Here is a 19,696-nt window from a genome sequence, read left to right as displayed (position 1 = left end):
CTTTTCAGAAACCGATCTTCTTCTGCCGCGTCGCGCGTCCCGCGTCCAGGTCGGCCGGCAGCAGGTGGTCGCGGTGCGCCAGCTTGGCGTTGCCGAACGCGGCCAGCAACACCTTGCGCATGTCGCGCGGCGGTACGCCAGCCAGGCGGTCGATCACGTCTTCCGGCGCCTCCGGCGCGAAGCCCCAGTCGTGCGCGGCAACCAGTTCCTCGTACAGCGTGCGCGCGATGATGCAGGCCTGATCGTGATCCGGCCGCGGCACGGTGTACACGTTCATCCGGCTCAGGATGGGTTCGGGAATCGAACGCTCGTCGTTGGCGGTAGACACCCACATGATGTGGCTGGCGTCGATGTTGACCTCGACGAATTCGTCCTTGAACTGGCGCGCGGTGTCCTGTTCGAGCAGGCCGTAAAGCGCGCCCATCGGGTCGTAGCGCGCGTCGCCGCCGGCCTTGTCAACCTCGTCCAGCACCACCAGCGGGTTGGCGTAGTCGCCGCACACCAGCGCCTGCGCCACCTTGCCCGGCTTGGCGTGCGACCACTGCGACGAGGCGCCGCTCAGTATCCAGCCGGCGGTGAGCGAGGACATCGACACGAACTCGAAGCCGGTGCCGAGCACATTGGCCAGCTGGCGCGCGAAATGGGTCTTGCCGATGCCCGGCTCGCCGAGCAGCAGGATGGGCGTGAAGTTCATCGGTTCGTTGCCGGCCACCGCCAGCGCCAGATAGCGCTTCAGGTCGTCCAGCACCGGCGTGAAGTTCGGGCAGCGGGCATACAGCGGATCGAGGCCGTCGAAGGAGGACGGCTTGACCACGTAGCGCACGCCGCCCAGCGTCTTCATCTTTCCGTAGAACGCGGTCAGCGCCTCGTTGCGCGCGCCGCTGCCGGACTCCATCGCCCGGTCCACATCGCCCACGTCGTAGATTTCGCGGCATTCCGCCAGGGGAATCCGAATGTCCGCCCCGTCCATGATGGCTCGCCTCCTGCTGTCCGTCACATGATTCAACGTCTCGTCCGACCGGAAACTGAACGGCCGGCACACACCCCACTGAAACGAAGCATCATCCGCGCCACGTCACATCGGTGACGGCACGATGAGCTTGGCCAGCGTCGGGAAACGGCTGGGCTGGCCGAGCAGCAGTCGCACCAGTTCGTCCAGCCATTCGCTGCCGCGGTCTTCGGCCGGCGGCACATAATCGACCAAACCGAAGCGCTCGACGTTCTGCAGCGTCAGGCGCAGCGTGAGCGTCCGGTAGTCGGCATTCAGTTCGACCCGGCCGCGCACCTCGGGCGCGACGTCGAAAATCTGCGCACGCAGCCGGTTCAGCTCGTCGCGCGCCGGCTGTTCCTCGAAGCGCAGGCCGTGCTCGCGCAGCGCCAGACGCAGCGCATCAGCCGCCAGCGGATCGCGCTCGCAGCGCAGCACCGCCTGCCCGCGCAGCAGCCAGGACAGGGATACGCGCACCAGCTGGTCGGGCGCTTCGGCGCCACGATTGCGGGTGTTCACATCGGACGCCTGCCAGGCCAGACCGCGCAGCACGCCGAGCCCGAGCAGCGGGTAATCGCGCGCCACCTGCGGCTTGATCACGTTGAGCTGGGCGCTCAACTGGGTGAAGTAGTCGCGCACCAGCAGCAGGCGGTTGGACAGCGCCTGTTCCGCTTCGGTGCGGACCGCACGCTCGCCACGCTGCATCTGCGCCGTGTGCGCACGGATGCGCTGCGCCTCGCCGGCAAGATCGGCCAGCAGCGACGACGCTGCGGCGGCCGGCGGATCGGCGGGCGACAGCGCTGCGCGTTGCACGGCCGGCGCCGGTGTCGGTGGCGCTTGCAGCGGCGCCGGCATTTCGTGCAGCGTCGGGAAGGCGACGGCCGGCGGCGCCTGTTCGCGCAGCGGTCGCTGCGCCGATGCTGCCGCCTGCCCGATCGACGGTTGCGGCGCGCCACGCGCGGCAAAGGCGTCGATGTCGGCCGCCAGTTCGGCCAGCACGTCCTCGACCGGCGCCTTCGGTCTGCCCGACTGCCCGCGCCGCAGGATGGGCGCCGGCCCGGTAGCGACCGGCGGCACCTCGGGCAGCACGTCAGGCAACGGGTCTGCGTCGCGTGCGACCGGCGCGGCTTGAACGCCGCGCAGCGCCTCGGCCAGCGCCGACGCGTCGGCATAGCGCTCGATCGGCGATTTCGCCAGCGCCTTCATCACGACCAGGTCGAGATCCGGCGGCACGTCGGGATCGATCGCGCTGGGCGTCGGCGTCGGCGCGTAGGCGATGTTCTCCAGCACGGTAGACAGGGAACCGGTCAGTGGCGAGCCGAAGGGCGGCCGGCCGGCCAGCATTTCGAACAGGATGGCGCCGAGCGAGAACACGTCGGAGCGCGCATCCGGCGACAGGCCCTGCACCTGCTCCGGCGACAGGTACTGCGGCATCGCCGGCAGGGCGTCCGGCGACGGCGAGGGCAGCGCGAAATCGGTGACGAACACGCGTCCGTCGCCATCGACCAGGATGTTCGACGCCTTCAGCCCGCCATGCACGATGCCGGCGGCGTGCGCATGGGCCAGTGCATCGGCCGCCTGGCTGCCTATGCTGCGTACCCAGTCGAAGGCCATGCGCGGCAGCGCGTCGAGCAACTGACGCAGCGAGCGCGCGTCCAGCCGCTCGACCGCCGCCCAAGGCTGCCCGTCGTCGGCCACGCCCTGTTCGATGATGCGGACGATGCCCGGGTGCTGCAACGAGGATGTCGCAAGCAGACTTTCACCCAACTTGCGCACGTAGTGCGCCGGATCGGCGGCGAGATCGGTACGGAAGGTCTTGATTGCCAGCAATCGGCCGCTGCCGGCCTCGGTGGCTTCGAATACGGCGCCGCGCTCGCCGCGACCGATTTCGCGGCCGAGCACGTAACGCCCCAGCTTGCGCACGGCATCGCTCATGCGGACCGCTCCGCAGGGCGGAGGCCGCAGCGCGCGGCAGGCATCGGACGGGAGACTGGAACAGGGGTGCAGGCCATGAGCGCGATATTACCCGCGCCGGCTGCGCAATATGCAGGATCGGAATGCGAACCGGTGTATCGGCGCGAACGAAGACACATGCCCTGCGGCATGTGTCTCGCGCCTCATCCGGTCAGACCCGCTTACTCCTGGCTGCGGTAGATGTCGCGCAGGAAGGCGTCGGGATCGGCCACTGCGCTGCGCTGGCGTACCGCCTGCACGCGACGGCCGGCTGCGGCCGCTTCGAGCTGCGGCAGCCAGCCCGCGTTGAGCACTTCGTCTCCGTAGTCCTGGGCGCGGCCCAGCGACTTCCCGGTCATGAAATCGAACAGATCCATCTTTCTCTTCCCGTACCCGACACCATGGCTAACGGCGGACAGCACTGCCGGCTTGAATCGTCCGAAGGGTCGATACGCGCACGCATCGAAACTTCACAAACCCATGCTGCAGCACCTGCGTTCGCGGCCTCGTGAAAAGCTCGTGGCAAGCTTTTGTCGGCCGTCTTGCTGGACTACTCTGGAGAGGTCTGACCTCCTCCCCGCACACATGTTTCATCACGGCATCGCGCTACTGATCGCACTGTTTGCTTACGGCACCGTTACAGCCGGCGACGGTCCGCTGGCGAACCAGGCAGCGATCGACGCCGCACGTGCGCGCTGGGAAGGATCGCCGCAGGCCGGCTGGCTCGCGCGCATCCTGCCGCCCTCGCTCGACGCCGCCTCGCTGCCGGAACCCGGTTCGCGCGGCGCCGCGTTGCTGGCGCGCTACTGTGTTCAGTGCCACCACGTTCCGAATCCGGCCATGCATCACCCGGACAAGTGGCCGAAGATCGTCAACCGCATGGTGGTGCGCATGCGCGGACACGGAAACCGTGGGGCGCTGATGAAGGACATGATGGGCGGCGTCAAGGCGCCGGACGAGGAAGAAGTACACATGCTGATCGGCTACCTGCGACGTAATGCACAGAAGCCGATCGATGCTGCACGCTATCCCGACCTCGATACGCGCGGTCGCAGCTTCCGCGACGCCTGCAACCAGTGCCACGTGCTGCCGGAACCGTCGAGCCGCACCGCCGGCGAGTGGCAGCGCGTGGTCAGCCGGATGGAGAGGAATATGGCGTGGATGAACCGCGTGGTCGGCTCGCGGGCGATGCCGGGCGAGCCGCAGCTGCGCCTGCCCGACATCCTGGCCTATCTGCAGCAGCACGCCGCACCGGCACGCCGGGGTTCGTGACCGCGGGCGTTCGGTCCGCCGCGTGACGGACCGATGTCAGCCGGTCAGGCGCCGGCGTTGCAGCCCTGGGCCTCGGGCTGAACCGCCGCCAGGGCGCCGGGCAGCCAGTCGAGCATGCGCTGCGCCACCTTGCGCCAGTCGGCCTCCAGCATCATGCCGTGCCCCATGCCCGGGAATACGTGAGCCGGCACACCGAGCGCGCGCGAAGTCATTTCGGTCAGCGCCGGCGGAATGATGGGGTCGCACTCGGCGCCCAGCACCAGCATCGGCGGGCGATGCATGCGCGCCGGCTGCGGCAGGTTGAACAGCGTCATGTCCCAGATCACCCGCGCCGATTCAGGCTGCACGCGGCTGGCCATCTGCTGCAGGCGCTCCATCGACACCGGCTGTGCGAACAGCGCCTCGCGCAGTGCGTCGAGCGAAGTCGCGCCGCCGGCCAGCAGGCTGTTCAGTTCCGACATCAGATCCGGCTTACGCATGACCAGGCCGACCGCCGACGCCCACAGCCCCTGCGGCGGCACCGACGCCATCAGCACGGCAGCGGGCACCTGTCTCACCTCGAGACACTTCTGTACCACCATGCCGCCCATCGAATGTCCGATCAGCACCGGCGGCGTGTCGAACTGGTCCAGCACGTCGAGCACGTCGCGCACGTAATCGTCGAGACTGATCAGGTCGAGGTACTCGCGACCGGGGCTGCCGCCGTGGCCGGACAGCGACAGCGCGTGCGCCTCGTAGCCGGCTTCGGCAAAACAGGGCAGGAAGTGTTCGTCCCAGCACCAGGCGGCCGTGTAGGCGCCATGCACGAACAGCAGCGGCACCGGCCGCGACCTGACGTGAGGCGTGCGGGTAATGACTTCCAGTGGTCCGTGACGCTTCATCATTGTTGTTCGCTCCTGCAGGTTCCCGACACTGTAACCTGAAGCATGTATCGGGCCGGCAACCACGGCACGGAAATATTCAGACTGCGACGGTCCGGGCGGCGGTTCTGCCGACCGGCTCGGTCGCCGTCGCCGCGGCCGCAGAGGGCCCGACCGCGCCGTTCGCCCAATGCGACTCGCGGAACCATTTTTCAAGGGCTTCGGCCGGAATCGGCTTGCTGATGAGATAGCCCTGGGCGAGATCGCAGCCGAGCAGGCGCAGCCTCTCCAGCACGCCTTCGCTCTCGACCCCTTCGGCCGTCACCTTCAGGCCCATGTTGTGCGCCAGTTCGATTGTCGAACGTACGATGATTTCGTCGTTCGGATTGTCGAGCAGATGCATCACGAAACTGCGGTCTATCTTCATCTCGCTGACCGGCATCTGCCGCAGGTAGGACAGCGACGAGTAACCGGTGCCGTAATCGTCGATCGACAGCGCGCAGCCGGTCTCGCGCAGCACTTGCAGATTGGTCAACGCGCGCAGCGGATCGTCGAGCACCGCGCTTTCGGTGATTTCGAGCGTGATCAGGCGCGCCGGACAGCCATGGCGCTCCAGCATGCCCGCGAACAGCGCCGGCAGTTCCGGGTTCAGCAGGTCGCGTGCGGAAATGTTCAGCGACACGTTCACCTCCAGCCCCTGCCGCAGCCAGTGCCCGCACTGGCGGATCGCCGCGTTCATCACCCACAGCGTGATCGCCTTGATGTAGCCGGTCTGCTCGGCAAAGGGGATGAACTCGAACGGAGGTACGAAACCGCGCGTCGGGTGTATCCAGCGCACCAGCGCCTCGACGTGGTGAACCGCGTCCGGCGCGGTCGCCACCTTGGGCTGGTAATAGAGCACCAGTTCGTCGCGCTCGACCGCCAACCGCAGCTCACTCAGCAGCGACAGCCGCTCGACGTTCTGGTCGTGATGCCGGGGGTCGTAGATTTCGGCCATCGTGTTGTGACGCTTGGCCAGATACATGGCGACGTCGGCGTGTCGCAGCAGCGACTGCGCATCGTTGCCGTGCGCCGGGCAGGCCGACACGCCCATGCTGGCGCTGACGTCAACCATCTGGCCGTCGAGGTTCATCGGCCGGTTCATCGCCTCGGCGATTCGGTGGGCCACGCTCAGCGCCTTCGACGCGTCGGCGCCCGGCAGCATGACTGCGAACTCGTCGCCACCCAGCCGTGCCACCTGATCGCGCACGTCGCGCAGCGTTTCGCGCAGCCGTCGCGCCACCTCGCGCAGCAGCAGGTCGCCCAGTTCGTGTCCCAGCGTGTCGTTCACCATCTTGAAACGGTCCACGTCGAGGCATACCACGGCCAGGTCGCTGTTGTCGGCGGCCGCTGCGCGCAGGGATTCTTCCAGCCTTTCGGTGAAGTACGCGCGATTCGGCAGGCCGGTCAGCACGTCGTAGTAGGCCAGTTCGCTGATGCGCGTCTCGCGCAGCGAGATGGCGTCGGTCATGTGCACGAAGGCATTGGCGAGCTGGCCGATCTCGTCGCCGCGCGCCACCGCCGGTGGCGCGCCGTACTCGCCGGATTCGACACGGCGCGCAAATTCCGCCAGCCGGACCACCGGCGAGGCGATCGAACGGCCCATGAAGGCACTCACGCCAAGCGCCAGCAGCGTGCCGATCAGCGTAAGCCCGGTCCAGTCGCGGTACAGCCGGTTCCACGGTGCCAGCGCGCGCTCCAGCGACAGTTGCAGGACGGCGCCGACCTGCTGCTGCGGGCCGGCGTCGATCGGATGCATCAGGCTGACGTAATCGCGGTCGCCGAGCGTCAGCGCCTCCTCCTGCAGGGCGCTGTTCGCCGACAACTCACCAAGCAGCGCACTCTGCAGCGGCTCGTTCAAGGTGCTCGACGCCAGCATCCACCCCTTGTCGCCACTGCGTCGCACGAAACTGACTTCGAGGCCGGTCACGCCCTTCAGGTCACTGGCCAGGCTCTTGTCCACGCTGAAGCCCATGACCACCCAGCCGACCGGCACCGGCGCCATCACCGGCACCACGACCAGCTGGTAGAGCATGCCGGAGACCACGGCGAACCCGCCGCTGTGTGCGCCGCTGCGCGCGCCCTCGATCAGCTGGCGCAGGCGCTCGGGCGTGCGCCCCGGATTGAAGGACGAACTGGCAACGATGGACTCGTCGAGCGCCAGCAGCAGCATCACGTCGGCACGGATGCGCCCGCCGTGGTTCGCCAACGCCGATTCGATCGTTTCCCTGTCCTGGCTGAGCAGGGCCTCGCGAAAACCGTAGTCCGCCGCCAGCACGCGCGCCGCCTGGGTCAGCTGCGACGCCCGTTCGTCGAGCAGACGCGCGAACACGCGGTCGCCCGTCTTCAGGTCCACCTGGGCATCGGCCATCGCGCTGCCGCGGCCGATCTCGCCGAACAGCAGCAGCCCGCCGATCTGCGTGACCAGCAGCAGCGCGGCGCACCAGGCCGCGATTTTCCATTTGAGGCTGAACCGCATCGACTCAGGGCCTCAGTTCGACCTTGACCATTTCGGTCTGGTCGCCGGCGATGCGTAGCGGCCGCGGCGGAATGTCGGGCATGCCGAGGCGACGCGGATGCCACAGCTGAAGCTGATAGTCGCCGGTCGGCACGTCGGCGATGCGGGCCACGCCGTCGGTTTGCGAAATCGCCGACCACGGCGTATCGACCACGACGACGTAAGCCGCCATCTTGTCGTGGATGTTGCAGCCCAGCACGACGACGCCCGGTTTGTCGAAAACCACCGGCTTTTCCGGCTTGCCGGCGTAGAGCTTCAGCTCGAACACCTTGGCCGCCGAGAAGGAATAGACGTGATGGCGCACCGTGTCGTTGTTCGGAAACTCGATCGCGGTGCCGGTCTGCACGACGCTGATCGCCGGCAGGAAGGTCTTGTTGCGCTGCTCGATCTGCGCCGGTCTGGCGGCAGGCAGGCCGGCGCGCGACACCGGAACCAGCGACACGACGACGCTGTCCAGCGCATTGCCCGATCGGTCGCCGGCCTTGATCGTGACCGTGGCGGCCCGTGCAGGCAGGATGGCGCCCACCAGGACGACGGCGGCGAGCAGTGCACGACGGAAATGATGAAACACGATGACGGCGCAGGGCACGGCTGTTCGATCTGATCGTTGACTGCCTGATTAACGGACATCGCCCCGGTCCCTTGAGGCGGGCATCTCATCCGACCGGGCGAGACGGACGAGACAGCTGTCTCAGGACCGGGCCTGTGCAGCCGTGATCAGGCCGGTGCACCATGCGGATCGCACCGTCGCGGCGCCCCGCAATCGAACAACGACATACGGATCCTCACGATGAAACATGCTTTCGCTCTTCCCGCCGCCGCGATCGGCGTCACCCTGCTCGCCACCGGCTGCGCCGGTCTGTCCGATGCCGGCGGCACGCCGCGCAAGGAAATCGTCCGCGCGGTCACGCAGTCGCACCATCTGGTCAGCTTCAATGCGGGGCAGCCCGGCCGGCTGCTGTCGGACGTCGCACTGAAGGGTCTGCCGGCAGGCGAAACGGTGCTCGGCATCGACTACCGCGTCGCCCGCGGCGAGCTGTATGCGCTCGGCAGCAGCGGTCGCGTGTTCCGGGTCGATACCGCGAGCGGCCAGCTGACGCCGGTGAGCAACGAAGCATTCGCGCAGCCGCTGAACGGCCGCCAGTTCGGCTTCGACTTCAACCCGGCGGCCGACCGCATCCGCATCGTGTCCGACACGCGGCAGAACCTGCGCGCCCACCCGGACACCGGCGCCCTGGTCAACGCCTCGCCCGATGCGCCGGGCCTGCAGACGGACGGCACGCTGCACTATGCCGCCGGCGACGCGAACGAGAAGGCGGCGCCACGGGTGGTCGCCGCCGGCTACACCTACAACAAGGACAACGAAAAGCTCACCACCAACTACGCGATCGACGCCGCCACCGGCGCACTGGTGCGCCAGGGTTCGATCGAGGGCGAGCAGCCGGTGGTGTCGCCCAATCTGGGCAAGCTCTATACGGTGGGTTCGCTGGGCGTCGCCGGGGTCACCGACGCCCACTTCGACATCGCCGACCTGAACAACGCCGCCTTCGCGGTACTTGGCACAGCGAAGGCGGCCGCCGCCCAGTTCTACGAAATCGACCTGAAGACCGGCAAGGCGACGCGCATCGGCGAGGTGGGCACCGGCGAGGCGCTGCGCGGCATCGCGATCGAACCCTGACGCGGTCAGGTCACCCGGCGGCGCTCATTCGTCAGCGAACTCGCAATGGCCGGGCCCCAGCTCGGCCGCCTGCGTGGCCGCACGACGGGCCGCCGCGAACATCGATTCGGCGCCGATGTAGCGCGCATCGGCGATGGCGATCCCGACCGCCACCGGCACCGAAATGTCGCGCCCGCCCACGTTGAGCGGCGCTGACAGTTCCTGCACCAGCCGGCTGGCCAGTTGCGACACGGCCGGTATCACTTCGTTCGAGCCCGACAGCGCACGGGCTGCCTCACCGGCGCGGAAGTCGGTCAGCAGCACGGCGAACTGGTAGTTGTCGAGATAGGTGATTGCCGCCCCCGGGTAATTCACCGGCCGGAAGCGGCGCGCCACCGTAGCCAGTATCTGCTCCGCCGCCTCAGCGCTGCTGCTCATCACCGGCTCGGCCAGGCCGCTGGCGTCCACCCAGAGCAGCGCGAAGGGGAGCTCGTTCACCTGTGACTGATGCAGCGTCCACGCCAAGAGCGCGTCGAAGATGGCGCGGCTGGTCATGCCGGTGCGTGCCTCGAACCACATGCGCCGGCGCGCCTTCTCCTCCGCACCGCGACGCTCGCTGACGTCGGTGATGAAGCCCTCGATCGCCAGCAGTTCGCCCTGCGACGAGAACACGCCGCGGCCCTGCTCCCACACCCAGATGTAGTTGCCGCTGACGTCGGCAATGCGGTAGGAAATCTGGTAGGGCTTGTGCTGCGCCAGATTGGCCTGCACCTGGGCCCACAGGAATTCGCGGTCCTCCGGGTGCACCAGACTGCCGAAGGCCACGCGGTGGTTGTCTACCAGCTCCCACGGTTCATAGCCGATCAGGTCCACGCTGCCGTCGCTGACGAACTCCATCGTCCAGTCCGGGTCGTTGCGGCCGCGGTACACCATGCCCGGCACGTTGGCGAGCAGCGTGTTCAGGTAGCGCCGGCTCGAGCCGAGGTCCTCGCCGCGCCGGCGCCGCGTCACTTCGGTCAGGGTGCCGACGACGCCGAGCAGGTCGCCGTCGGGCAGCGTGCAGGTCTGCGCGCGCAACATGACCCAGAACACGGTGCCGCTGCCGTTCACCATGCGCACTTCGGTATTCAGGTGATCGAGCTGGCCACCGGCGACCGACAGCATGCCGCGGTCAACCGCGTCGCGGTCCTCCGGGTGGATGGCCACCGACAGCAGCCGGCCCCGGCTGTCCGCCATGCTGCGACCGGTAAGCCTTTCCCACGCGCGGTTCACGTAGGCGATGCGTCCTTCGGCGTCGGTCTTGAACAGCACCAGATCGAGCTGGTCGAGTACCAGCGACATCGAGTTCTCGACACCGTCGCGCACGGGTGCTGCCGCAGCATCCGGGCTGAACTGGATCAGCAGACTGCCGGGCACCGACGACAGTGGCGAAATGCTGGCGTGCATCTTGATCGCGCCACCGTCCGAGCGCACCAGTCGCAGCACGCCCTCGGCGTCCGACGCGTCGTCGCCGCCGGCGATCGCCATCAGCGTCGCGAAGCGCGCGTGATCGACCGGGTGCAGCAGGTTGGTGAAGGGCAGGCCGACCACCTGGTCACCGCGCCCGCGGTAGTTCAGCAGCGCGAGAAAAGCCTGGTTCGCAAAAGTGATCTGCTGCCCCTGAATCGTGACCGAGGGCGACGAAATGTTGTGGCACAGTTGACCCGCCCACTCCATCTGCTGCGCGCTGGCCTCCGGCGGATGCGGGCGACCGACATACCAGGGCAGCCGGCGCGCCAGGCCAAGCATGGTGAGCCCGGCCAGCACGACGGCACCCGGCAGCGCATAGGCCGTCGCCGAGCCGTACCACGAACCGACCACTGCAGCGAACAGCAGCGCCAGTATCCAGGCTGAAAACACGTACAAAGTCATGGTGATCCGTTCTTTCTTCGGCCCCAGCGGGCGCTATCCCCTATATACCGGATTGGTCGCCACTCTGGCGGGCTGCGCGGTCGCCGCCGTGCTCAGCATCTGGGGCAGCGTCGAGATCGAGCGCCAGTTCGAACAGGTGTTCGGCACCCTGGTCAACCTCTGTGCGCAACGGACGGACGGCGTCAACTCGGCCGTCTGCGCCGCCTTCGCCAGCGTCGAACGCACGCTGCTGGAACGCGTTGCCGTGATGCTGCTGTTGCAGGGGCTGTGCTTCGCCGTCATCGTCGCCGGCGCCCTGCTGATCGCGCAACGCGCACACCGCGTGCTGGTGCGGCGGACCGAATCGGCGCTGTCGCTGATGCCGGACAGCGCCCGCACGCGCGGCCGCGACGAGGTCGAACGGCTGGTCGACAGCCTGGCCGAACTGACGGCACGCCAGGCGGGCTTCGAGGCCGAAGGCCGCTGGCGCCAGCAGGTCAGCGGCGAACAGCTGCGCCGCAAGAGCCAGGCCCTGCAGACGCTGCACCAGGTGGCGCGCATGTTCACCGACGGCGACGTGTCGGAGTTCAGCCTGCGCAACGGTCTCGCCCTGCTCGAAACCTCGCTCGGCGCGCAGACCGCCGCGCTCTGCCTGAACACGCCGGCACACAAGGCGCTGGGAACCGGGCCGCTGCTGTGCACCCGCGGCGAACCGGCCATCGTGCGCCAGCTCGGCGCCGAACAGAGCGCGCGCGAAGTGAGCGCACGCGTGGTACCTCCCTCGGGCGACTGCACCGCGCATTCGCTGGTGGTACCGGTGTGTCGCGGCGACGTGTCGGTCGGCACGCTGGTGATCGAGTTTCCCGAAGTCGCGCGCGTCAACGACCCGCAGGTCAATCTCGCCGAAAGTTTCGCCCACCTCGCCGCGCTGGCCATTTCCAGCATCAGTCGCAGCCAGGAGGAACGACGGGTGGCGCTGATGGAGGAGCGCAGCGCCATCGCCGGCGAACTGCACGACTCTCTGGCGCAGTCGCTGGCCTACATGAAGATCCAGGTGGCGCGGCTGCAGCGCGGTCTGGACCGCGAAAAGCATCCGACCGACGTCGCGCAGGCGGCGCGCGAACTGCGCGAGGGCCTGTCCGCCGCCTACCGCGAAGTGCGTGAGCTGATCGCCGCCTTCCGCGTGCGCATGGGCCCCGGCGGCCTGCTGTTGACGGTGCAGGACGCGGTCAACGACTTCGCCCAGCGCAGCGGTCTGGACATCAGCTTCGTGCACGATCTCGGTCGCTGCCACCTCGAAGTGAACGAGGAATTCCACGTGATGCAGGTCATCCGCGAAGCGCTGTCGAACACCGTGCGTCACGCGCGCGCCTATCATGTGTGGGTGAGCATGCATTACGGCCCCGAACACCTGCTGAACGTGGTCGTCAACGACGACGGTCGCGGCCTCACCAATCCGTACGCCGAAAGCAACCACTACGGCCTGAGCATCATGCGCGAACGCGCACGTTCGCTCGGCGGCGAAGTGTCGGTCGTGCACCGCCCCGGCGGCGGCACGCGCGTGCAGCTCACCTTCGCACCGCAGAAACTGCCGGTCGGCCAACTAGACGAAAGTACCGCATGAGCATCCGCATCCTGCTGATCGACGACCATCCACTGTTCCGCAAGGGCGTGGCCCAGCTGGTGCGCGCCGACGACGAGCTCGAACTGGCGGGCGAAGTCAGCGACGGCGCCAGCGGCATCGCGCTGGCCGCCGAACTCGACCCCGACCTCATCCTGATCGACCTCAACATGAAGTCGATGAACGGCATCGAAACGCTGCGCCAGTTGAAGGCCTCCGGCGTGCGTGCGCGCTGCGTCATGCTCACCGTGTCCGACGACGAGCGCGACGTGCTCGACGCGATGAAGGCGGGTGCCGACGGCTATCTGCTGAAGGACATGGAACCGGAAGAACTGTGCGCCCGCATCAAGCAGTCGGTCGGCGGCAACGTGGTGCTCGACGCCAGCGTCGCCGGCCTGCTGGCGCACGCGCTGAACGCACCGCCTGCCGCGTCGCACAGCGACCTGACCGAACGCGAACGGGAAATCCTCGGCCTGCTGGCCGACGGCCGCAGCAACAAGGAAATCGCCCGCGAACTGGGCATTTCCGACGCCACGGTAAAGGTGCATATCAAGCACCTGCTGCGCAAGCTGAACATGAAGAGCCGGCTCGAAGCGGCGGTGTGGGCGCTGCAGAACCCGCAGTTCAGGCAGATGATGGCGGGCTGAAAAAGACAGCGCGCAGCCGTCCGGGACGCTGAATGCCGCGCGCTGTACAACGGTGCCTGCAAGGCACCAACGAGGTCATTCAGAAGGTGCGCTTCACGTAGAGCAGCCACTTGCTGTCGCCGGTGTCCTTGCAGCGGATGCCGTTGTCGCAGATGGTGTAGAAGTTCTTGTCCGCGTTCGTATCCACATACGCCACCGCCGCCTGCCAGCCCCCTTCGAAGTTCTTCGTCACACCCACCTTCCAGTCGGTGAAGTCGTAATCGTCATAGTTCTTCACCTTCTGGTGACCGACGTGAACGTTGGCGATCCACGACGGCATGAACTCGTAGTTCGCGTTCAGCTCGATGTAGTCCGAACCGTCCGAATCCGCGCCGAAGGACTTCTTGCTGAAACCGAAGTAGTCGGTCACCGCGTACGAGTACTTCAGCTGGATGAACTTCCACGTCACCGCCGCGTTCAGTTCCAGCGTGTTCAGGCTTTCGGTGCCGCCGCCGACCAGATCGAGCTTGCCGCCCGGGAAGATGAACTGCAGGAAGCCGACGTCGAAGGTCCAGTCATCGATGGTCTTGGCGAAGCCACCATACACGTCGATCTCGCCGGTCGCGTTCGACAGCGCCAGGTCGCTCACATTGGTGCCCCAGACGCCCAGGTAAGCGCCGCTCGAGTGCGCGAGGTCGAAGCCGCCCTGCACCGCCGGATTCTCCTGCGTGTACGAAATGCCGCGGAAGATGTACTGCGAGAACAGGCCCACGTTCGCGCTGACCGTATAGGCCGGTGCGGCGGCTTCCTGCGCGTGGACAGTGACGGAAGCGGCGCACAGCGCGAGCGCGGCCAGCGGGAGGCGTTTGAAGTTCGTTTTCATGATGTCGGAAACCTTTCTGAATGTGCTCCGTGCGCGCGAACGCGTGCCGCGAGCCGGAGGAAGTTCGTTCGAATGCGGATGCCTTGAAAAAGACCCGGTACATGCGGCGCAGGAGGAGCCGCCCCGCATGTACCGGCCAAGGTGAGGACGGTGTGCGCCGCCCCTTCAGCGCTGGCCCGCGCGGACTCGGGCCAGTGTGTGCCTGTAGCGCGCCCAGACGTAGGCGTCCATGACCATGACGGCGTAGACGAAGAAGCCGCCGGCGTGGCGCCCGACGAAAGAATGCTCGGGCGTCGTCATGTGCCAGCTGACGACGCCGAGGCTGAGCGCGAAGAACAGCATGATCCACGCCCGCACCAGCATGCCGTTCAGCACCTGCCCCATGCCGGGCAGCAGCAGCGCAGCGGCGAGCACGAAGAACGGATGCGGCGGACGGGATGTTGTCGATACGCTTGCGGACGTCATGCAGCTTTCTCCAGTTTCGTGACCTTCAGCGACGAAGCGATGCGCAGTGCGGCGTCGAGCAGCGGCTGCAACAGCTCCGGCTCGATGCGCGTTTCGTCCGGCAGCAGCGAGCGCAGCACCAGGTAGTGCGCGCGCTGTACGCCACCGACGCGGAACACGATGCGCACGCCGCGCGGACTCACCAGCAGTTCCTTGAACGAGGGCTCGTCGATCAGGCTGCCGGCGGCTTCGCGCAGCGCACCCAGCGGCGGCCGCCAGCCGGCCGGGCTCACCTTGGCGATCTGGTGAACCGGCCAGTCGGCGGGCAGATCGATGCGCTCGTCCATGCTGTCCGAGGCCGACCAGAACTCGATGTTCTGCGGCCGCATCAGCAGGTCGAAACGGCCGCCCACCGGCAGCGGCGTGCGCAGCGTCACCGACAGCCACAGCGAGGGCACCTTGCGGTAGCCGACGTGATCGAGCAGGGCCTGCAGCTCGAACTGCGCACCGCCGTAGCGGCCGCTCAGGCGCGGGTACTCGGCGCCCGAATCGGCCACGCCGACGGCGTCGAACATGCCGGCACAGTGGTCGAACACCGCCGCACGCTCGTCGCGGAACTGCCGCTGCGTGCGCTGCTGCCACCACGCGAACAGTCCGCCGCCGAGCAGCAGCGCCGCCATCGTCGCGAGCGTCATCAGTAGCCCTTGGGACGCGGCCACGGCATCGTGAATTGTTCGCCGCGCTTCACGTAGGGATAGCGACGCACGACGAACCAGATCGACACCAGGATGTAGAAGGCCATGATGGACAGCAGCGAGGTGCCGTAGCCCAGATAGGTCGCGAAGTAGGTCGCCCCGCACAGCAGGCCGAGCACGATGCAGGGCAGCGGGTGGTAGGGATGCACGTAACCACGCTCGATCGACCCCAGCGGCCACAGCCGGCGGAAGCGCACGATGTTGAAGGACATGAAGGTGTAACCCAGCAGGCCCGACAGGATGGAGAAGGTGATCACCTGATCGAGCAGCCCGGTAAAGGCGAAGGACACGGCGATCGGGATCAGGAACAGGATGGCGCGATACGGCGTGCGATAGCGCGGATGCACGGCACCGAACCAGTGCGGCATGTAGCGGTCGCGCGACATCGAGAACCAGGCACGCGAGGCGTCGTTGATGCAGCCGTTGGCCGACGCGATGGCCGCGAACATGGTGCCGATGAACAGGATCACTTCCAGCTCGACATTGCCGGTCAGTCGCGCCGCGTCGTACAGCGGCGTCGTCGCCTGGCCCAGGTATTCCCACGGGATGAGGCCGGTGCAGATGTACCAGGTGAGCGAGGCGGCGATCAGCAGCGTCATCATGCCGCCCATGGTGCCGAGCGGAATCGAGCGGCCGGCCGAGCGCACTTCCTCCGCCGCCTGGCAGGTGCCCTCGATGCCGAGGTAGTACCACATGCCGAACTGCAGCGAGGCGAGCACGCCGATCCAGCCGTAGGGCAGATCGGTCAGCAGTTCGCTGTGGCGCAGCACGCTCTCGCCGCCGGCGATGCCGGTGGTGCTGAAGAACAGCACGAGGATGGCGAGCACGGCGAAGGCGGTGATGACGAAATTCACCGTCAGCGTCATGAACACGCCGCGGTAGTTCAGCCAGGCGAGGAAGGCGATCGTCAGCACCACGAAGGGCTTGGGGTCGAGTTCCGCACCGTACTGTGCGGCCACCGCATGCAACAGGTCACCGACCACCAGCGCGTCGGCCGCCTCCAGCATGGTGTAGGCCATCACCAGATAAAGGCCGACGTTGAAGGCCATCAGTGGCCCGATGATGTGCTTGGCCTGTGTGTACTGACCGCCCGCCGCGGCGACCGTTGAGGTCACCTCGGAATCGATCATCGCCACACAGGTATAGAGCAGGCCGATCACCCAGCAGGCGATCAGCGCGCCATAGGCGCCGCCCTTCGCCACCGAGAAGTTCCAGCCCATGTACTCGCCGACCAGCACGATACCGACGCCCAGTGCCCATACGTGCACCGGGCCCAACACTTTCAGCAGTGAAATCTTCTCCTGCTTCCCTGCCGCTGCAGTTGCAGTTCCCATCTTGTTCTCCCGTCTTCACGCACGCCGTTGTGCGTGGTTCGAACCACCGATCACTCGTCGCCTTCGCGCGAGCTGAGCAGGAAGTCTTCGCCGTAGGTGGTGCTGACGAAGCGTGCATCGACCAGCATCCAGCCGACCAGCACGACCGAGATGCCCCAGGCCGCGTATTCCAGTGCCGTCCAGAAATCCATGACTCAGTCCTCCTTGCCGGCGCGCGGGCCGAAGCGCTCGTTGATGACTTCGCGGTACTCGCGGTCGGACACCTTGAGCACGAAGAAGAAGTACACGGCGATCACGGCGATCGTGATGCCGAGCGACCACGGTTCGATCTCGTAGCTGAACTTCTTGCTGACGATGGGCTCAGCCGACTCGGCATCGAAGCCGAGCTTCTGCCACTGGGCGGCCATCGTTTCGTTCTGCTTCATCGCTTCCCAGGTCGCGACCGGCTTCTCGGCCGGCGCTTCCGATTCGGCGGCGGTGCCGCCGAGCAGCAGCGGCGCGAGCAGGCTCAGGTACACCAGCGCGAGCACGACCATGGCGTTGACGAACTGACCGAACCCCTTCTGCACAGGGGGTTTGTAGGCATTGCGGGACATGTGTGCGCTCCTCAGCCGATGTTGACGTGAGCCGGACGCAGTGCGGCCTTGCGGGCACGGGCGCGGTGTTCGTCGAGGTGGTGGATGTCGATGCCGTAGATGTGTTCGCGGTCTTCGGCGTAATGACGAAGCATGGCGATCACCGATGCCGTGTTGAACAGCAGTACGAGCGCGCCGGCCACGGTCAGCACGATGCCGACGGGCGAGCCGAGGAAGCCGTGCGGGACGGCGAAGTACACATAGCCCAGCGCAAGCCACAGACCGAGCAGAGCGCCCAGAGACATGGCCTTGTCGCGACCGAACATGCTGTTGATGCGGCGTTCGAGCGCGGGGTTTGCGGGGTGTTTGCTTTTGCTTTGATCCATCTTGCTCTCCTCCTTTATGGGTGCATTTTTTGATGGGATGAAATCGTCAGCAGCAGATGTGGAACGTCGGATGTGCGGTGGTGGGTTCTCCTCGGAAAAGTGTCTGTGGGTGTTGCGTCGTTCAGGCCTGCGACTTCGAGAAAAGCTGGATCACGGCGACCCCGCTCACGATAAGGGCGATGCCCGCGAGCGCCGCCGCATCGAGTCGCTGACCGAATGCGATGAGGCCGATTATTGATATCGCGACGATGCCGACGCCCGACCACACCGCGTAGGCGATGCCGATCGGTATGGTCTTCAGCGACAGCGACATCAGAGAGAAAGCGATGACGTAACCGACGACCGTGAACGCCAGAGGCAGCGGATGTGACAGACCCTCCACCTGTTTGAGCGCACTCGTTGCAATGACCTCTGCAACGATGGCGCCCAGCAGGAAGAGCCAGCCGGTCACGTCCGCAGACTCCTCATGGCGGCGTGGATCAGTAGCCGTTGTGGCCCGGGATCCAGCTGGTGCCCGCCAGCGGGATGCGCGCCATGGCGGCGGCTTCCAGCGTCAGGGCGACCAGGTCTTCGCGCTCCAGGTGATGCACGTTCTGCTTGCCGCAGGCACGGGCGATCGTGGTCAGTTCCATGTTCAGCGTCTTCAGGTAGTTCTTGACGCGACGGGCGCCGACATCCGGCTGCAGGCGCTGTTCGAGCACGGAATCCTGCGTGGTCACGCCGACCGGGCACTTGCCGGTGTGGCAGTGGTGGCAGAAGCCGGGCGTGGTGCCGAGCGCGTCGTAACCTTCCAGTGCCGACATGTGCTGACCGTTCTGGATGTAGGTTTCCGAGTTACAGCCGAGCGCGTACAGGATGCCCTGACCGATGGCGACGGCGTCGGCGCCCATGGCCAGCGCCTTGGCGACGTCGGCGCCGCTGCGGATGCCGCCGGACACGATGAGCTGCACTTCGCCCTTCATGTTCAGGTCTTCCAGCGCGTTGACCGCCTGGCGGACTGCGGCCAGCGTCGGGATGCCGATGTGTTCGATGTAGCAGGTCTGCGTCGCCGCGGTACCGCCCTGCATGCCATCAACCACCACCACGTCGGCGCCGGCATGAACGGCCAGCTTGACGTCGTTGAAGGTGCGGGTGGCGCCGACCTTCACGTAGATCGGCTTTTCCCAGTCGGTCAGTTCGCGCAGTTCCTGGATCTTGATCGCCAGATCGTCAGGACCGGTCCAGTCCGGGTGACGGCAGGCCGAGCGCTGATCGACGCCCTGCGGCAGCGTGCGCATCTTGGCCACGCGCGGGTTCACCTTCTGGCCCAGCAGCATGCCGCCGCCGCCCGGCTTGGCGCCCTGGCCGATCACCACTTCGATGGCGTCGGCGCGACGCACGTCGTCCGGGTTGAAGCCGTAACGCGACGGCAGGCACTGGTACACCAGCGTCTTCGACGAGTTGCGCTCTTCCGGCGTCATGCCGCCGTCACCGGTGGTCGTGGTGGTGCCCATCTCGGTGGCGGCACGACCCAGCGATTCCTTCACGTTGGCCGACAGCGCGCCGAAGCTCATGCCGGCGACGGTGATCGGGATGTCCAGCTCGAGCGGCTTCTTGGCGAAGCGGGTGCCGAGGATGGTCTTGGTGACGCACTTCTCGCGATAGCCTTCGAGCGGGTAACGCGACAGCGAACCGGCGAGGAAGACGAGGTCGTCAAAATGCGGCAGCTTGCGCTTGGCGCCCATGCCGCGGATTTCGTACAGGCCGTGCGCCGCCGCGTTCTGGATGTAGTCGATGACGCTGCGGTCGAAGCTGGCGGACTCCTCGCGGGAGACGCGCTTGAACGATACGGGTTTGATGTCCATGTTGAGTCCTTGATGTATCCGTGTCTGCACCGGAGGAAGCACCGGGTCGTC

20 protein-coding genes are annotated in these 19,696 nt (G+C 66.8%); 4 read left to right on the top strand and 16 right to left on the bottom strand.

Translation table 11 applies throughout. The annotated features are described in order from the left end of the window. Positions 1 to 4: 4 nt before the first annotated feature. The 3 genes from ACQ66H_RS02135 to ACQ66H_RS02125 all read right to left on the bottom strand — a co-directional run bounded on the left by ACQ66H_RS02135 (position 5) and on the right by ACQ66H_RS02125 (position 3,318). The gene (locus ACQ66H_RS02135; RefSeq protein ID WP_430432617.1) at positions 5 to 970 is read right to left on the bottom strand and encodes an AAA family ATPase; all 966 of its coding nucleotides are present in this window, start codon (positions 968 to 970) and stop codon (positions 5 to 7) included. Positions 971 to 1,075: 105 nt separating this feature from the next. Continuing rightward, positions 1,076 to 2,923 carry a serine/threonine protein kinase gene (locus tag ACQ66H_RS02130; RefSeq protein ID WP_430432616.1) on the bottom strand — a complete coding sequence of 616 codons (1,848 nt, stop codon included), beginning with the start codon at positions 2,921 to 2,923 and terminating at the stop codon, positions 1,076 to 1,078. A 200-nt stretch (positions 2,924 to 3,123) separates the two neighbouring features. After that, on the bottom strand, positions 3,124 to 3,318 hold the full coding sequence (locus tag ACQ66H_RS02125) for a hypothetical protein (RefSeq protein WP_304000592.1): 195 nt from the start codon (positions 3,316 to 3,318) through the stop codon (positions 3,124 to 3,126). A gap of 208 nt (positions 3,319 to 3,526) precedes the next feature. On the opposite strand from ACQ66H_RS02125, the gene ACQ66H_RS02120 reads away from it, so the two are divergent. Continuing rightward, entirely contained in the window at positions 3,527 to 4,213 is a 687-nt protein-coding gene (locus tag ACQ66H_RS02120; protein WP_430432615.1) for a hypothetical protein, read from the top strand. Positions 4,214 to 4,257: 44 nt separating this feature from the next. On the opposite strand, the gene ACQ66H_RS02115 is transcribed toward ACQ66H_RS02120, so the two are convergent. The 3 genes from ACQ66H_RS02115 to ACQ66H_RS02105 all read right to left on the bottom strand — a co-directional run bounded on the left by ACQ66H_RS02115 (position 4,258) and on the right by ACQ66H_RS02105 (position 8,201). Beyond that, positions 4,258 to 5,097 carry an alpha/beta hydrolase gene (locus ACQ66H_RS02115; protein ID WP_430432614.1) on the bottom strand — a complete coding sequence of 280 codons (840 nt, stop codon included), beginning with the start codon at positions 5,095 to 5,097 and terminating at the stop codon, positions 4,258 to 4,260. Positions 5,098 to 5,173: 76 nt separating this feature from the next. Continuing rightward, positions 5,174 to 7,591 (bottom strand): putative bifunctional diguanylate cyclase/phosphodiesterase, encoded by a 2,418-nt coding sequence (locus ACQ66H_RS02110; RefSeq protein ID WP_430432613.1) that lies wholly within the window; start codon positions 7,589 to 7,591, stop codon positions 5,174 to 5,176. A 4-nt stretch (positions 7,592 to 7,595) separates the two neighbouring features. Beyond that, positions 7,596 to 8,201 carry a methylamine utilization protein gene (locus ACQ66H_RS02105; RefSeq protein WP_430432612.1) on the bottom strand — a complete coding sequence of 202 codons (606 nt, stop codon included), beginning with the start codon at positions 8,199 to 8,201 and terminating at the stop codon, positions 7,596 to 7,598. 219 nt (positions 8,202 to 8,420) lie between these two features. Between ACQ66H_RS02105 and ACQ66H_RS02100 the strand changes: the two genes are divergently transcribed. Next, positions 8,421 to 9,308: a DUF4394 domain-containing protein gene (locus tag ACQ66H_RS02100; RefSeq protein WP_430432611.1), complete on the top strand. Its 888-nt coding sequence runs from the start codon at positions 8,421 to 8,423 to the stop codon at positions 9,306 to 9,308. Positions 9,309 to 9,332: 24 nt separating this feature from the next. On the opposite strand, the gene ACQ66H_RS02095 is transcribed toward ACQ66H_RS02100, so the two are convergent. Beyond that, a complete protein-coding gene (locus ACQ66H_RS02095) occupies positions 9,333 to 11,198 on the bottom strand; it encodes a sensor domain-containing diguanylate cyclase (protein ID WP_430432610.1) in 1,866 nt (621 codons plus the stop codon). Between ACQ66H_RS02095 and ACQ66H_RS02090 the strand changes: the two genes are divergently transcribed. Both ACQ66H_RS02090 and narL read left to right on the top strand, forming a co-directional pair. Next, entirely contained in the window at positions 11,197 to 12,801 is a 1,605-nt protein-coding gene (locus ACQ66H_RS02090) for an ATP-binding protein (protein WP_430432609.1), read from the top strand. The genes ACQ66H_RS02095 and ACQ66H_RS02090 overlap by 2 nt on opposite strands. Further along, entirely contained in the window at positions 12,798 to 13,445 is a 648-nt protein-coding gene (gene narL / locus ACQ66H_RS02085; RefSeq protein ID WP_020163158.1) for a two-component system response regulator NarL, read from the top strand. Before ACQ66H_RS02090 ends, narL begins: the two co-directional genes overlap by 4 nt. A gap of 79 nt (positions 13,446 to 13,524) precedes the next feature. Here the strand turns inward: narL and ACQ66H_RS02080 are convergent, their stop codons facing one another. The 9 genes from ACQ66H_RS02080 to ACQ66H_RS02040 all read right to left on the bottom strand — a co-directional run bounded on the left by ACQ66H_RS02080 (position 13,525) and on the right by ACQ66H_RS02040 (position 19,645). Continuing rightward, on the bottom strand, positions 13,525 to 14,307 hold the full coding sequence (locus ACQ66H_RS02080; RefSeq protein WP_430432608.1) for a TorF family putative porin: 783 nt from the start codon (positions 14,305 to 14,307) through the stop codon (positions 13,525 to 13,527). Positions 14,308 to 14,472: 165 nt separating this feature from the next. Continuing rightward, the gene (locus tag ACQ66H_RS02075) at positions 14,473 to 14,772 is read right to left on the bottom strand and encodes a hypothetical protein (RefSeq protein ID WP_430432607.1); all 300 of its coding nucleotides are present in this window, start codon (positions 14,770 to 14,772) and stop codon (positions 14,473 to 14,475) included. After that, positions 14,769 to 15,446, bottom strand: coding sequence for a hypothetical protein (locus ACQ66H_RS02070; RefSeq protein WP_430432606.1), 678 nt, complete (start codon positions 15,444 to 15,446; stop codon positions 14,769 to 14,771). Before ACQ66H_RS02070 ends, ACQ66H_RS02075 begins: the two co-directional genes overlap by 4 nt. Beyond that, positions 15,446 to 16,840, bottom strand: a complete 1,395-nt coding sequence (locus ACQ66H_RS02065) for an APC family permease (protein ID WP_024300674.1) — start codon at positions 16,838 to 16,840, stop codon at positions 15,446 to 15,448. The genes ACQ66H_RS02070 and ACQ66H_RS02065 overlap by 1 nt, the downstream gene beginning before the upstream one ends. 50 nt (positions 16,841 to 16,890) lie before the next feature. Then, positions 16,891 to 17,031, bottom strand: a complete 141-nt coding sequence (locus tag ACQ66H_RS02060) for a hypothetical protein (protein ID WP_304033208.1) — start codon at positions 17,029 to 17,031, stop codon at positions 16,891 to 16,893. 3 nt (positions 17,032 to 17,034) lie between these two features. Next, positions 17,035 to 17,436 carry a hypothetical protein gene (locus ACQ66H_RS02055; protein ID WP_430432605.1) on the bottom strand — a complete coding sequence of 134 codons (402 nt, stop codon included), beginning with the start codon at positions 17,434 to 17,436 and terminating at the stop codon, positions 17,035 to 17,037. 11 nt (positions 17,437 to 17,447) lie between these two features. After that, the gene (locus ACQ66H_RS02050; RefSeq protein ID WP_430432604.1) at positions 17,448 to 17,801 is read right to left on the bottom strand and encodes a hypothetical protein; all 354 of its coding nucleotides are present in this window, start codon (positions 17,799 to 17,801) and stop codon (positions 17,448 to 17,450) included. A 121-nt stretch (positions 17,802 to 17,922) separates the two neighbouring features. After that, positions 17,923 to 18,252, bottom strand: a complete 330-nt coding sequence (locus ACQ66H_RS02045; protein WP_430432603.1) for a DMT family transporter — start codon at positions 18,250 to 18,252, stop codon at positions 17,923 to 17,925. A 28-nt stretch (positions 18,253 to 18,280) separates the two neighbouring features. After that, positions 18,281 to 19,645, bottom strand: coding sequence for an FMN-binding glutamate synthase family protein (locus ACQ66H_RS02040; protein ID WP_430432602.1), 1,365 nt, complete (start codon positions 19,643 to 19,645; stop codon positions 18,281 to 18,283). Positions 19,646 to 19,696: the final 51 nt, after the last annotated feature.

It is taken from the genome of Methyloversatilis sp. (assembly GCF_965284615.1).
In the GTDB taxonomy this organism is placed as follows: domain Bacteria; phylum Pseudomonadota; class Gammaproteobacteria; order Burkholderiales; family Rhodocyclaceae; genus Methyloversatilis.
This window is presented reverse-complemented; position numbering and strand designations above follow the sequence as displayed.

Bases quoted from the DNA above. Each gene is read 5' to 3' on its own strand.
- ACQ66H_RS02055 (WP_430432605.1), bottom strand. From the start codon at position 17,436: ATGTCCCGCAATGCCTACAAACCCCCTGTGCAGAAGGGGTTCGGTCAG.
- ACQ66H_RS02120 (WP_430432615.1), top strand. From the start codon at position 3,527: ATGTTTCATCACGGCATCGCGCTACTGATCGCACTGTTTGCTTACGGC.
- ACQ66H_RS02040 (WP_430432602.1), bottom strand. From the start codon at position 19,645: ATGGACATCAAACCCGTATCGTTCAAGCGCGTCTCCCGCGAGGAGTCC.
- ACQ66H_RS02110 (WP_430432613.1), bottom strand. From the start codon at position 7,591: ATGCGGTTCAGCCTCAAATGGAAAATCGCGGCCTGGTGCGCCGCGCTG.
- ACQ66H_RS02070 (WP_430432606.1), bottom strand. From the start codon at position 15,446: ATGACGCTCGCGACGATGGCGGCGCTGCTGCTCGGCGGCGGACTGTTC.
- ACQ66H_RS02075 (WP_430432607.1), bottom strand. From the start codon at position 14,772: ATGACGTCCGCAAGCGTATCGACAACATCCCGTCCGCCGCATCCGTTC.
- ACQ66H_RS02130 (WP_430432616.1), bottom strand. From the start codon at position 2,923: ATGAGCGATGCCGTGCGCAAGCTGGGGCGTTACGTGCTCGGCCGCGAA.
- ACQ66H_RS02065 (WP_024300674.1), bottom strand. From the start codon at position 16,840: ATGGGAACTGCAACTGCAGCGGCAGGGAAGCAGGAGAAGATTTCACTG.
- ACQ66H_RS02135 (WP_430432617.1), bottom strand. From the start codon at position 970: ATGGACGGGGCGGACATTCGGATTCCCCTGGCGGAATGCCGCGAAATC.
- ACQ66H_RS02115 (WP_430432614.1), bottom strand. From the start codon at position 5,097: ATGATGAAGCGTCACGGACCACTGGAAGTCATTACCCGCACGCCTCAC.
- ACQ66H_RS02080 (WP_430432608.1), bottom strand. From the start codon at position 14,307: ATGAAAACGAACTTCAAACGCCTCCCGCTGGCCGCGCTCGCGCTGTGC.
- ACQ66H_RS02125 (WP_304000592.1), bottom strand. From the start codon at position 3,318: ATGGATCTGTTCGATTTCATGACCGGGAAGTCGCTGGGCCGCGCCCAG.
- ACQ66H_RS02090 (WP_430432609.1), top strand. From the start codon at position 11,197: ATGGTGATCCGTTCTTTCTTCGGCCCCAGCGGGCGCTATCCCCTATAT.
- ACQ66H_RS02060 (WP_304033208.1), bottom strand. From the start codon at position 17,031: ATGGATTTCTGGACGGCACTGGAATACGCGGCCTGGGGCATCTCGGTC.
- ACQ66H_RS02100 (WP_430432611.1), top strand. From the start codon at position 8,421: ATGAAACATGCTTTCGCTCTTCCCGCCGCCGCGATCGGCGTCACCCTG.
- ACQ66H_RS02050 (WP_430432604.1), bottom strand. From the start codon at position 17,801: ATGGATCAAAGCAAAAGCAAACACCCCGCAAACCCCGCGCTCGAACGC.
- ACQ66H_RS02095 (WP_430432610.1), bottom strand. From the start codon at position 11,198: ATGACTTTGTACGTGTTTTCAGCCTGGATACTGGCGCTGCTGTTCGCT.
- narL (WP_020163158.1), top strand. From the start codon at position 12,798: ATGAGCATCCGCATCCTGCTGATCGACGACCATCCACTGTTCCGCAAG.